General features: G+C 62.5%; 14 protein-coding genes. 11 read left to right on the plus strand and 3 right to left on the minus strand.

All coding sequences use genetic code 11. From position 1 onward, the window contains the following. Nucleotides 1-33 precede the first annotated feature (33 nt). The 5 genes from ABD937_RS04130 to ABD937_RS04150 all read left to right on the plus strand — a co-directional run bounded on the left by ABD937_RS04130 (nt 34) and on the right by ABD937_RS04150 (nt 4,311). Entirely contained in the window at nt 34-912 is an 879-nt protein-coding gene (locus tag ABD937_RS04130; protein WP_345253626.1) for a DUF58 domain-containing protein, read from the plus strand. Continuing rightward, entirely contained in the window at nt 909-1,766 is an 858-nt protein-coding gene (locus tag ABD937_RS04135; RefSeq protein ID WP_345253627.1) for a hypothetical protein, read from the plus strand. The genes ABD937_RS04130 and ABD937_RS04135 overlap by 4 nt, the downstream gene beginning before the upstream one ends. After that, a complete protein-coding gene (locus tag ABD937_RS04140; RefSeq protein WP_345253629.1) occupies nt 1,766-2,758 on the plus strand; it encodes a vWA domain-containing protein in 993 nt (330 codons plus the stop codon). Before ABD937_RS04135 ends, ABD937_RS04140 begins: the two co-directional genes overlap by 1 nt. Nucleotides 2,759-2,760: 2 nt before the next feature. Continuing rightward, nucleotides 2,761-3,687, plus strand: coding sequence for a ribosome small subunit-dependent GTPase A (rsgA, locus tag ABD937_RS04145; protein WP_345253631.1), 927 nt, complete (start codon nt 2,761-2,763; stop codon nt 3,685-3,687). A gap of 168 nt (nt 3,688-3,855) precedes the next feature. Next, complete coding sequence (locus ABD937_RS04150; RefSeq protein ID WP_345253632.1) at nt 3,856-4,311, plus strand: endonuclease domain-containing protein; 456 nt, start codon at nt 3,856-3,858, stop codon at nt 4,309-4,311. A gap of 122 nt (nt 4,312-4,433) precedes the next feature. On the opposite strand, the gene ABD937_RS04155 is transcribed toward ABD937_RS04150, so the two are convergent. The 3 genes from ABD937_RS04155 to ABD937_RS04165 form a co-directional block, all read right to left on the minus strand. After that, nucleotides 4,434-4,757: a hypothetical protein gene (locus tag ABD937_RS04155; RefSeq protein WP_345253634.1), complete on the minus strand. Its 324-nt coding sequence runs from the start codon at nt 4,755-4,757 to the stop codon at nt 4,434-4,436. 76 nt (nt 4,758-4,833) lie between these two features. Then, entirely contained in the window at nt 4,834-5,013 is a 180-nt protein-coding gene (locus ABD937_RS04160) for a hypothetical protein (protein WP_345253636.1), read from the minus strand. Between the two features lie 90 nt (nt 5,014-5,103). Then, a complete protein-coding gene (locus tag ABD937_RS04165) occupies nt 5,104-5,652 on the minus strand; it encodes a gamma carbonic anhydrase family protein (RefSeq protein WP_345253638.1) in 549 nt (182 codons plus the stop codon). Nucleotides 5,653-5,806: 154 nt separating this feature from the next. On the opposite strand from ABD937_RS04165, the gene ABD937_RS04170 reads away from it, so the two are divergent. From ABD937_RS04170 to ABD937_RS04195, 6 genes are all read left to right on the plus strand, one after another. Further along, on the plus strand, nt 5,807-6,988 hold the full coding sequence (locus ABD937_RS04170; protein ID WP_345253640.1) for an aspartate aminotransferase family protein: 1,182 nt from the start codon (nt 5,807-5,809) through the stop codon (nt 6,986-6,988). A 24-nt stretch (nt 6,989-7,012) separates the two neighbouring features. Beyond that, nucleotides 7,013-10,480: a TraB/GumN family protein gene (locus ABD937_RS04175; RefSeq protein ID WP_345253642.1), complete on the plus strand. Its 3,468-nt coding sequence runs from the start codon at nt 7,013-7,015 to the stop codon at nt 10,478-10,480. Nucleotides 10,481-10,550: 70 nt separating this feature from the next. Further along, nucleotides 10,551-11,228 (plus strand): hypothetical protein, encoded by a 678-nt coding sequence (locus tag ABD937_RS04180; protein WP_345253644.1) that lies wholly within the window; start codon nt 10,551-10,553, stop codon nt 11,226-11,228. Nucleotides 11,229-11,244: 16 nt separating this feature from the next. Beyond that, nucleotides 11,245-11,550, plus strand: a complete 306-nt coding sequence (locus ABD937_RS04185) for a winged helix-turn-helix domain-containing protein (protein WP_345253645.1) — start codon at nt 11,245-11,247, stop codon at nt 11,548-11,550. Nucleotides 11,551-11,591: 41 nt separating this feature from the next. Then, nucleotides 11,592-12,116 (plus strand): hypothetical protein, encoded by a 525-nt coding sequence (locus tag ABD937_RS04190; protein ID WP_345253646.1) that lies wholly within the window; start codon nt 11,592-11,594, stop codon nt 12,114-12,116. Continuing rightward, the gene (locus tag ABD937_RS04195) at nt 12,085-12,663 is read left to right on the plus strand and encodes a hypothetical protein (protein ID WP_345253648.1); all 579 of its coding nucleotides are present in this window, start codon (nt 12,085-12,087) and stop codon (nt 12,661-12,663) included. The genes ABD937_RS04190 and ABD937_RS04195 overlap by 32 nt, the downstream gene beginning before the upstream one ends. The last annotated feature ends 6 nt before the right edge of the window (nt 12,664-12,669 follow it).

Genomic DNA, 12,669 nt, shown 5'->3' on the forward strand with positions numbered 1-12,669 from the left:
CCAATAGACCAATAAACAAATAGACCAATAAACGTGTCCCTCACAACAGCCGACATATTAAAAAAGGTCCGGATCCTGGAGATCAAGAGCAAGAAGCTCGCGAGCGACCTCTTTACGGGCGAGTACCACAGCGCCTTCAAGGGCCGCGGCATGTCGTTCAAGGAGGTGCGTGAATACGCCGCCGGCGACGACCCGCGCTTTATCGACTGGAACGTGTCGGCGCGCTTCGGCCATCCCTTCTCCAAGCTGTTCGAGGAGGAGCGCGAGCTGACGGTGATGCTGCTGGTGGACGTCAGCGCGTCCTCCCTCTTCGGCACCGTCAACACCACCAAGCGCGAGCTCGCCACCGAGATCGCGGCCGTACTCGCCTTCTCCGCCATCAACAACGGCGACAAGGTCGGCGCCATCCTCTACAGCGACACCATCGAAAAATACATCCCGCCCAAGAAGGGCCGCACACAGGGCCTCTACCTCGTGCGCCAGCTGCTCACCCACGAGCCGGCGCAGGGCGGCACCGGACTCGGCAAGGCGCTGCGCTATTTCAACAATACGACGCGCCGGAAGAGCATCGCCTTTATCCTGAGCGATTTCCTGGATACCGGCTACGACGACGCGCTGCGCGTCATCGGCCGCCGCCACGACACGGTAGGTATCAAGATCTACGACGTGATGGACCAGCGCCTGCCCGACGCCGGCCTGCTCGAAGTGGAAGACCTCGAAACCGGGCGCCGCCAATGGGTGGATACCGGCAGCGCCTTCGTGCGGCAGGAATACGAGGGCGAGTTCTTCCGTATCACCGAATATGCCAACAACGTCTTCAAGAAGGCAGGCTCCGACCTGCTGCACCTGCGCACCGACGAGGACTACGTAAAGGTGCTGCAACGATTCTTCATCAGCCGCAACCGTGCATGAGCCGCATCCTGCTGACATATCTCTTTCTGCTGGCTACGCTGTGCGGCGCGGCCCAAACGCTCACCGTTACCGCCGACCGGCAGCGCATCCTCATCGGCGAGCCCATCGAGCTCGTGCTGAAGGCTACCGGTCCGCAGGTGCCGCCGCCCTTCGCGCTCGATTCGATCCCGCATTTCGAGATCCTCGAGCGCTCGAAGGTGGATACGCTGCTGAACGGATCGGCCTACACGCTGCAGCAGACGCTTCGCATCACGAGCTGGGACAGCGGCCGCTGGATCATTCCGCCGCTGCGCTACGGCGCCGGCGCCTCGGCCCCGCTGCCTGTGCAGGTCTCTTTCTCCTCACCCTTCGATCCGAAGCAGCCTTACCACGAGGAGAAAGACATCCTGGGCCTGGCGCCTCCCGAGCGGAGCACCTGGATGTGGTACCTCGTGATCGCGCTTATCGTGCTGCTGCTGGTGCTGCTGCTCTTTCCTGCGCGCAAAAAGGGCCCGGCACCGCCGCCCCGCGTCGATCCCAACTATTACCGCACCGTGCTGCAGCAGCTGCAGCAACTCGAGCGCGACGAGGCGCGCCGCCGCGACCCGAAGCAATTTTATACCGAGCTGGTAGGACTCTTCCGCCAGTATTTATACCAACGCAAGCGCTACCAGTCGGATGCCGAGACCACCGGCGACCTGGTAGCCCGCATGGGTAGCTGGCGGCTGAGCGGCGGCATGCAGGGCGCGCTCCGCCAGACGCTGGAGGAAAGCGACCTCGTCAAGTTTGCCCGCCACCGGCCGGCATCGGGCGACCTGGACCGCTCGGTACAAACGATCAAAGAGGCGGTCATCGCCATCGAGGAGAACAGCTGATGCTCTACGAGTGGATACAACAACTGAGTTTTGCCCGGGAGTGGGTGCTGCCCTTCCTGGGGCTCGTGCCCGTGCTGGCCTGGATCCAGTGGCGGAGCCGCCGCACGATGCGCCCCGCATTCCGTGTTTCTACGGCCGCGGTGTTCCGCGTGCGCACCCTGCGGCAAAACCTCCTGGGCCTGCCCAACATCTTCCGATACCTTGCCCTCGCTTGTATCATTGTTGCCCTGGCACGGCCACAAATCAAGGACGTGCAGGAGCGCAACAGGGGCGAGGGTATTGCCATCGTGCTATGCATCGACGTCAGCGGCTCCATGCTCTCGCAGGACTTCTCGCCCAACCGGCTCGCTGTGGCCCGCGCCGTGGCCGGCGACTTCGTGAAGGCCCGCCCCGTAGACCAGATCGGGCTCGTAGTGTTCTCGGGCGAGGCGTTTACGCAATACCCGATCTCCACGGATCACGAGGCGTTGCTGGAGCAGGTGAAGAACATCCGCAGCGGCATGCTGCAGGACGGCACGCTGATCGGGGAGGGGCTTGCCACCGCGGTGCAACGCCTCGAGGATGTGCCGGCGAAAAGCCGAGTGATCATCCTGCTCACCGACGGGCGGGAAGAAGCGCCCGAAACCCGCATCATCGACCCCGAAACGGCATTGGGCATCGCGCGTGCCAAGGGGGTGAAGGTGTACACCATCGGCATGGGCTCCGATGTGGTGGTGGCATCGGCCGAAGGCGGCGCCCGCAGAACGGCCAACGTAGACGAGCCGCTCCTGCAGCGCATTGCCAGCACTACCGGCGGCGCCTATTTCCGCGCCCGCGACCGGCAGGCACTCGAAGGGGTGTATGCCCGCATCAACCGGCTCGAGAAATCGGACGTGCAGGTGGTGCGCAAGACGCGGTACTACGAGGAGTTTCACTGGTTCCTCGCGGCAGCCCTGCTGTTTTTGCTCCTCGAGCTCGCCTTGCGCTATACATTATTCCGTACTTTGCCCTGATCATGGAAGGATTGGTATACAAATCGACCGGCAGCTGGTACTCGGTGAAAGACCCGGAGGGCCGCTGGTGGAAAGCGCGCATCAAGGGTGTGCTGAAGCTCGATGGCCTGACCTCCACCAACCCCATTGCGGTGGGCGATATCGTGGATATGGACCCGGAGAGCGCGGACGGCGACACCGCTACCATCACCGCCATCCGCGACCGCCGCAACCACATCAACCGCCTCTCGCCCAAGGGCCGCCACCAACAGCACATCGTAGCCGCCAACCTTGACCAGTCGATGCTGATCGTGACGCTGCGCGATCCCCGTACTTCTACAGGATTCATCGACCGCTTCCTGGTGACCTGCGAGATGTATCATGTACCTGCCGTGCTCCTGTTCAACAAAGCCGACCTGTACCGCGACAAGGAATGGGACCTCTACGCCGAGCTCCACGAGACCTATACGGCCTCCGGCTACGGCGTGCACCTGCTTTCCCTGAAGGAAGGAAAAGGACTGGAGGAGGTGCGCAGCCTGCTGCAGGAAAAAACGACGCTGGTAAGCGGGCACAGCGGTGTGGGCAAGTCCTCGTTCATCAACGCGGTGCTCCCGGGCTCCGGCATCAAGACGCAGGACGTGAGCGGCTGGAGCGGCAAGGGGCAGCACACCACCACCTTTGCCGAGATGTACGACCTCCCCGGCGGCGGCCGTCTTATCGACACGCCCGGCCTCAAGGAGTTCGGCCTCGTGAACGTGGACAAGGCCGAGCTGAGCGGCTACTTCCCCGAGATGCGCGACCGCCTCAACGACTGCCAGTTCAACAACTGCCTGCACATGAACGAGCCGGGCTGCGCCATCAAAGCCGCGGTGGCGGAAGGGGAGATCTCCGAGGAGCGGTATGTCAATTACTGCACGATCCTCGATACCATCGACGAGAAGCATTACTAGCCCCCTGGCCGCTCCGGCCCCCTGTCCCCCGTAGGGGGAACTTAGGTCGAACTGACCTTCCCATTGCCTGCTTTCGTTAAAGTTGAAAGCATTGCATGCGGGAATCTTCCCATTTTTTGATGTGGGTTTTCACATGGATGCACGAGTCACGTTTTCCAGCTTTGTGGGATGGAAAGTTTACCTACTGGCCCCTACAATCGATACGGGTATCAATGGGCCGATCCCTATCATTACCGGCAATTAAAACAATTGGTGCAGGAGCAGCGACGATATCCTACGCACGCTGAAAGCATGTTGTGGGACGCACTGCGTGGGAAAGCGCTTCAGGGAAATAAGTTCCGACGACAGCACATTGTTGGTAAGTATCTCGCAGATTTCGTTTGCCTGAAGAAGCGGCTGATTATTGAAGTAGACGGTTTGATCCATCAACTGCCCGAAAACCAGGAAAGCGACGCCGTTCGAACCGCCAATCTGAACATCCTGGGTTTCCAGGTACTTTGCTTTACGAATGACCAGATTTTATATGCACTCGACTCTGTCCTCAACGAGATCAGTGTATTGCTATCGGAGCTGCCAGAAGTACCGGCAGAGAAAGGAAAAGAAATGCTATCTCAAAAAAGATAAAAGCCCGGATCGCGCAGCGATCCGGGCTTCAAGCATTGATATTACTTTAAGACAGACTCCGACCGGAAGAAATATAGGACCTAAGTTCCCCCTACGGGGGACAGGGGGCCGGAGCGGCCGGGTCAGTTCCTCATATCCACCGACATCAGCTTGCCCTGCAGCACGGAAGCGAGCTCCACCACGGCTTCGTTGGCGCGGCGGGAGGCTTCATTGAGCTGGGTGGGGAACAGCGAGATGCCGTTGTAGATACTGTAGCAAAGCGTAAGGAGGTGCTTGCCGAAGGAGAAGTTCCAGTTGATCGCGTCGAAATCGTCCTCTTTCTGCGTGTACACCACGTCGAGGTCGGTCTTCAGGATGTCGGCGATCAGGTAAAAGCGTTTGAGGCCGCCATCATCGTCGATTACGGCTTCGGTGCAGCCCAGGGCGGTGCGTAAGGTTAGGCTCATGACAAGACGGTTTTATGAAGGTAAGACGCCAAAACAGCGTGATTAGCTGCATCGTCACAAAACCTGTGCCTTAAAATCAGAATGACTGTGCGCCTTTGAACTTGGGCGACTTCTTGGGGGCGTCGCCGCTCAATACTTTCTCGGCGCCTACGTTGCGGCCGTTGCTCGGACAGCCTTCGCCGCGCTTGAAGAGCGAGCAAGAGGAAGCGGCCCAGATCAGGCCCAACAGGAGTGCGTAGCGGGATGCGTTTTTCATGACACCTTGGATTGAGGAAGGCTAAAGTTCGGGAAAAAAGCCCAGATTGGGGTACCCCGGCAACAAGCCCGGCGGTACCGGTCTTCTGCACTAGGTAGCTGATCGCCCGGTGCCGGCCTCGTTCACCGCGTCGAACCAGCGCGCATAGCCGGAATAGTTGCCCGCGATGCGGTGGATCTCGCCCGAGAGCAACTCGGGCGATACGGCCTTTACCTTTTTGGCCGGAACGCCTGCATAGATGGCGCCGCCCTCGCATACCGTGCCTTCGAGCACCACGGCGCCGGCCGCGATGATGGTGCCCGAGTGCACCACGGCCCCATCCATCACGATGGCGCCCATCCCGATCAGCACGTCGTCGTGCACCGTGCAGCCATGCACGATGGCATTGTGCCCGATCGACACCTGGTTGCCGATGGTGGTCGTCGTCTTTTTATACGTGCAATGGATCACCGCTCCGTCCTGCACGTTGACGCCGTTGCCCATGCGGATGCTGTTGACGTCGCCGCGTACCACGGCGTTGAACCACACGCTGCAGCCATCGCCCATCAGCACGTCGCCGACAATGGTGGCATTGGGCGCAATAAAGCAGTCTTTGCCCCAGGAAGGGCTTTTGTCTTCAACGGGGAGGATGAGGGCCATAGCGGAAGGTTTAGGGGTTTAGGTGGTTTAGAAGGTTGGTTGGGGAAAGGTTGGCGTCGCCGGCAAGATAGGAACGGCTGCGCTAACCACAACCCTCTGAACTTCAGGAACCTTCTAAACCCCCTAAACCTTTCCCTCCCGTTACTTTTGCGCCATGAACCTCCGCCAGCTGTTCCTGTCCCACGTGGCCCAGACCTCGCCCGCACCCCTTGCCCTTGAGATCGTGAAGGCCGAAGGTTGTACGCTTTGGGATGCCGATGGGAACACCTACACCGACCTCATTGGCGGCATCTCGGTAGCCAACGTGGGGCATCGCCACCCGGCAGTGCTCGAGGCCGTGCGCACGCAGCTCGATGCCTACCTGCACGTGATGGTGTACGGCGAGTTCGTGCAAAGTCCGCAGGTGCGCTATGCGCAGCGCCTTGTGTCGCTGCTGCCGCCATCGCTGAACTCGGTTTACTTCACCAACTCCGGCGCCGAAGCCGTGGAAGGCGCCCTCAAGCTCGCCAAGCGCGTGACGGGCCGCACCGGGATCATTGCGTTTCAGAACTCCTACCACGGCTCCACCCAGGGCGCACTGAGCATCATCGGCGACGAGTACTGGCGCCGCTCCTTCCGCCCGCTGCTCCCTGGTGTGCGGCACTACACCTACAACGACCCCGCCATGCTGGAGCGGATCACCGAAGACACAGCCTGCGTGGTGGCCGAGACCGTGCAGGCCGAAGCGGGCGTGCTCCCGCCCGACGCGGCCTGGCTGCAGGCGCTCCGCGCGCGCTGCACGGAAACGGGCACCCTGCTCATCCTCGACGAGATCCAGGCCGGCTTTGGCCGTACGGGCACCCTTTGGGGATTCGAGCATTACGGCATCGTGCCCGACGTATTATTACTGGGCAAGGCCCTCGGCGGCGGCATGCCCCTGGGTGCTTTCATTGCGTCCAAAGAGCTGATGGATGCCTTCACCGACGCGCCGGTGCTCGGGCATATCAGCACCTTCGGCGGGCACCCGGTGTGCAGCGCGGCGGGCCTCGCCGCGCTGGAGGCGCTGCTGGCCGAAGACATGATCGGCACCGTGGGCCGCAAGGCAGACCGCTTCCGCAGCGGCCTGCAGCATCCCCGGATCCTGTCGCTCTCGGGCATCGGGCTCTGGATGGCGGCGCGCTTTGCGTCGTTCGAAGAATGCAAGCGCGTCATCGACCGCTGCATCGCCGGCGGGGTGCTTTCGGACTGGTTCCTTTTTGCCGCCGACTGCCTCCGCATTTCCCCGCCGCTCAACATCTCCGACGCGGAGATCGACGCCGCCTGCGCGGTCATCCGGGGAGCACTCGATGCCGATTGACCTAAATTTGTAAAAACACTGTGTATGCGGATCGTGCGCCGGGCCCTGTGGGTATGCCTCGTATTGCTTTTTGCGAACCCGGATGCGACGGCGCAGGCACCGGCGGCGAAGGGCCTGCTGTGGCAGATCTCCGGCAATGGCCTGGAGCGCCCCTCGTATCTCTGGGGTACCATCCACATCAAAGACCGGCGTGTCTTCCACTTCACCGACTCACTCTATCACTTCCTGTCCACCACCGACGCCTATGCCATGGAGGTGGATCCCGATTCGACCATGGCGGCCGTTCTGCGCTTTATGGCCGCGCCCGACAGCACCGAGTTGCTGCAAACCCTGCTCACGAAGGAGCAGTTCCGGCGGGTAGGGCCAATGCTCGAGCGCGAGCTGGACATGCCGGCCGGGCTCATCACCCGCAAAAAAGCGTGGTCGTACCTGCAGCGACGCCACAAGACGCCGCGCCGCAAGGACGATATGCCCGAGAGCATGGACATCTACCTGCAAAGCATCGCCCGCAGCATGGGTAAGATCGTGGGCGGCATCGAGGACGTGGAAGACCAGTTCGACCCCGCAGAAATACTGTCCGGCGACGTGGACGTGGATGCCCTGCTGGGCCGCGACAAGTCGGGCGACGGCTTCTACGAGCAGCTCGTGCAGATCTACCTCGCGCAGGACCTCACGCGCATCCAGCGCTTGTCTGAACGGATGGACAGCATCCAGTACGACCACACGCTGCGCCGCCGCAACCGCAAGATGGCCCGCCGCATGGACTCGCTAGCGCACATTCGCCCCACCTTCTTCACCGTAGGAGCGGCGCACCTGCCCGGGGCCGACGGCGTACTCGCCCTGCTTCGGGATCGCGGCTTCACCGTAACGGCGGTGCGCAACGGCAGGAAGCTGCCGCCCGGCGCCTTCCGCTTCACCCCGAAAGCGGCGGCCTGGGATACCGTGCGCTCGGAGCCGGGTACCTTCCGGATCGAGATGCCGGGCAAACCCGAATGGATAGACCTGGAGGGAAAGAACTTCCGGATGCAGGTGTTTGCCGACGTACGTACCGAGGTCGGTTACTTTTCCGCTGCCGTGCCCTTTCCCGTTATCGTTACCGACAGCGTCCTGCACGTGCTCCTCCGCACGCTTTCCGGCGGGCGCCAGGTGCTGTCTGCGCCCGCACGCGTGTTGCGCGGCGGGGTCAGTGGCTGGGAGTCGCTGACGCGTGAGAAAGACATGTACTACCGCCTGCGCCTGGTGCCCAACGGCGCCGAGGTGGCCGTGCTGATGGCCGGGGGCTCCCTGCGGGAGCGTCTTTTCGGGGCCGACGCGGACCGCTTCTTCGGATCGCTCCAGCTTCTGCGCGCCGCCGCACCGCCGGCGCCCGTGCGCAGGGATCCGTATTTATACGTAGACTCTTCACTTGCTTTTTCGGTGAGCCTACCGGGCCGCCCGACGCGCAACCCCGGGATGCTGGAGAAGCTGGGGGCCGCGGATCAGCAAACCTGGAACGTGGATGCGCAGGCCTGGATCGACACGGCAGGAGAGCGCTACTATATCCTGATCGTAAAGGAAACGCGTCCCGGCTTCTATATCGAGAACGACCGCGAACTGCTGGAGCAGTCGGTGCGCAACGTTGCCGGCAATGATGCGATGCAGATCACGCGCAATGATACGGGCTCCTTCATGGGCTACCCGGCACTCTGGCTCGACGCGCGCTTCACGGGCAACAGTGGAATGGAGCTGCGCACCTTTCATGTGAACCGGGGCAACCGGAGCTTCTCGCTGATGCATGGCGGGCGGATGCAGGAAGACGATACGGCCGCCTCCAGCGAGTTCTTCAACAGCCTTCGCTTTCGCGAGTACCTGCCGTCGCTGTGGGCGATCCGCAGCGACAGTGCCGGCCGCTTCCGTGCACTGGCGCCTTCGCCGTTCCGGCGCAACGGTTCCATAGCCGAGGCCACCCTGGCCAACGGGCAGGTGATGCGGCGCTACCATGCCTTCGACGTGGGGCGCAACCAGACTTTTTATGTAGACGTGCGGCCGCTTGCGCCCTGGCGCTGGTACCACTCCGACAGCATCTTTTTTGTTCAGCAGCTCGATCAGTACCGCGAGGCTTCCGACTCCCTCGTATCGGAGGAGCCTGTTTCGAACGGCAACCTCGCCGGCCGCGAATACCTGCTGCGCACGGGGGATGGTGCCACCGCGCGCCTGCGCGTGCTGCCCTCGGGTGATTCCGTATTTGTACTGTATGCCGTGACGCGGCCGGGCGAAGCATACGAAGGGACCCAAATGTTTTACGAAAGCTTCCGCGTGGCGGCGCCGGAGCCCCTGCGGCGCGACAACGGCTCCCTCGAGCACCTGCTTGCCGCCTTGCGAAGCACCGACACACTCGAGCGAAAGCTGGCGCGGAACGCGCTGGCCGAGGCCCGGTTCAGCGCCGCGCACCTGCCGCTGCTGCATACCGCGCTGCTTGCGGCGTATCCGGAGGCCGACGAATCGGAACACAGCACCCCCGCTTTGCTGCGCTACGCCGTGCAGCCGCTGTCGGACAGCAGTACCCGCTCGTTTGTGGCTACCCGGTACCCGCAGCCTGGCGTGACTTCCGCAGTAAAGGAAGAACTGCTGGCCCTGCTGGCCGCGCAGAAAACCGATCCTGCGTACCGGCTGCTGAAGCAGCTCATCCTGCTGACGCCGCCCCCCTCCGGGGTGAGCGCAACGTTCACGGGCACCCTCGACGACTCGCTGGCGCTCACGCGGCTGCTTTTCCCGGAGGTCGGGGCACTGCTGGCCGATAGCTCAACTGCCGAATGGCTGCTGCCCGTAGCGCAGGAGCTGATCGACTCCGGGCTGCTGGCCGCATCGGACCTCGCCCCGTACCGCCGGTTCCTGTTGCAGGGCGCCGCACAACGGATCAAGGGACGCGAAGCGGAGCGCGAGGAGCAGGCCTGGACCTTGTATACCTGGATCTCCTGGCTCCAGGCCGACAGCAGCGTCGAAAGCCACGCCCTCCTGCAGCGCATGCTGCGCCTGCCCGCGCCGTGGCTGCAGCGGCAGGCGGCAATCGCCCTCCTCGAGAACGGGCAGACCCCCGGTGCGGCGGCACTGCAATCGCTGGCGGCCCGCCGGAGCACGCGCTACTACTGGTATGCCGACCTGGTGCGGCTGAAACGTACCAGCCTGTTCCCTGCTGCTTACCGCACGCAGCGCGCCCTTGCCGAGAGCCTGTTGTTCAACGAGGCCAGCGAGGCGAGTCCCGACAGCATCCGCTATGTAGGTATGCGGGAGGTAACGGAGCGCGGCCGGAAAGGACGGTACTTCCTGTTCCGTATGCAGTACGGCGAGGAGCTGTTCCTGGGTATTGCCGGCCCTTATCCGCCAGAGGCGCACCGGGTATACGAGGTGGGAGAGGCCGCCGGCCTGTCGGAAGAGGCTTACGGATCGGCGCCGCCGGACACCCTGTTGCGCAACTGGCGCAAGCGGCGGGATGCGGAAGCCGGAGCGCAGTAAAAAAAATAATCGGCTCTTTTTTGGCGGATGTGAAAAAACGATATTACTTTGTAGTGCAAAGTGCTTTTTTATGAATGAGCAGACCCAATCCCTCGAAGCGCTCCGCGACATCCGCCGCATGATGCAGCGGTCGAGCCGCTTTCTTTCCCTGAGTGGCCTCAGTGGCATGGCAGCGGGGGCCTGGGCCCTGGTGGGCGCCTGGATCGCCCGCGGCTGGATCGGGGCCGACCGCTTCGACGTCCGCGACGTGGAGCTGCTGAAGAACCGTTATGGTTACGAGATCGCCCTGCGTGTGGAAGACATCGAGTTCAAGCTCGTCATGCTGGCGGGCGCTGTGCTCTTCATGGCCTGCCTCTCGGCCTTTTACTTCACCTGGCGCCGTGCGCGCCGGCAGGGCCTGCCGATGTGGGACCACAGCTCGCGGCAGATGGCCATCCACATGCTCATCCCGCTGATCACCGGCGGCCTCCTGATCCTGGCGATGCTCAACTACGGCGAGTGGCAATTCGTGGCGCCGCTCTGCCTCGTGTTCTACGGGCTCGCGCTCGTCAACGGCAGCAAGTACACCGTTTCCGATATCCGCTACCTGGGCTTGATGGAGATCGCCCTTGGCCTTGCCAACATGCTGCTCCTCGGTTACGGGCTGTTCTTCTGGGCCTTCGGCTTCGGGGTGCTGCACATCATCTATGGCTTCAGTATGTGGTGGCGCTATGAGCGGAAAGGAGCCGACGACCTCGCCACCACCTAGTTTCGCAGTGCAACCCATGAGTTCGAAAAATCCCATAGCAGGCCTCAATAAGCTGTTCGACAACCGGATCCGGTTGGGCGTGATGAGCATCCTTGCCGTAAACGAGGAGGTGAGCTTCAACGACCTGAAAGGCATGCTGGAAGTGACCGACGGCAACCTCGCCACGCACCTCGTGAACCTCGAGGAGAACGGGCTGCTGAAGGTGCACAAAGGCTTCGTGGGGCGTAAGACCAATACAACGTATTCGATCACCAAGGCCGGCGAAAAGGCCTTCAACGACCACATCCAGGCACTCGAAAAAATGATCCGGGGCATCAAGTAATTTTTTTTTGCCCCTCCACTTTGAAATACAAAGTACTTTTTATGAGACAGAATACAAACATCCGATTCATCCGCAGGCGACTTGCCTTCTTCATCGTGGCCCTGTTCCTAAGCGGTCTCACAGTATTGCCCGCCGAAAGCGAGCTCCGCTTTGGCCTGGGACTCGTGCCCGCCGACAGCACGGTAGGAGCCTGGCTCCGCACCCTTTTAGAAGCTTATATCGATATGAGGAGCGACGCGCCCTTTCTCCTCTACGGCTACGACTGGCTGGCCTTTGCGCACTTCGTGCTGGCTGCCCTCTTCATCGGCCCCTGGCGCGACCCCGTGCGCAACCGCTGGGTGCTCGAGTTCGGGCTCGGTGCCTGCATCGCCATCTTCCCCTTCGCGTTTATCGCGGGCGCCGTCCGGGGCATTCCCTTCTGGTGGCAGCTCGTCGACTGCAGCTTCGGCGTCGTAGGCTTTGCCGTGCTCTGGCCCTGTTACCGCCGCGTGCAGCAGCTCGAGGCCGATTCCCTCACCCGTAAAACTACTGTCCATGAGACGCCGCTCGTCCCTCTTGCTCGTTAGCCTCTTCCTCGTCGTCACGATCCTCCACATGCTCGTGTATGCCACCGTGCAGCAGGTCTACCGCTCCGGTGCCAATGTGCCGCAGGAACGCCTCTGCGACGCCCTCGTGGAAGCGCTCGTCGACGGTAAGGCGCCTGCTGCGCTCCTGCCGCCCGACTCGCTCGACCTGGCCGCCACGCGCCAGCCGTTTGTACTCCTGTATAGCCCCGACGGTAGTCCCCTGCGGGGTACGGCCTTCCTGGACAAACAACTGCCGAAGGTGCCCCGCGGCGTGCTGGAGCATGCGCGCCGCAACGGTGTGCACCGCGTTACCTGGGCGCCGCGCGAAGGCCTGCGCATCGCCCTCGTGGTGAAGCGCGTGCCGCAGCACCCGGAGCTGCTCGTGGCCGCGGGCCGCTCGCTCCAGTACACCGAGCAGCAGACCTACAAGCACTGGCGCCTCGTGCTGCTTAGCTGGATCGCCTGCTGTGCCGTGCTCGTCTTCTACAGCATCATGGCCTGCCGCCCGCCGGCACCACTGCCCGCCCCGGAATCCCCAAACCCATAAACCAGC

Source organism: Flaviaestuariibacter amylovorans, assembly GCF_039541815.1.
Taxonomy (GTDB): Bacteria; Bacteroidota; Bacteroidia; order Chitinophagales; family Chitinophagaceae; genus Flavisolibacter; species Flavisolibacter amylovorans.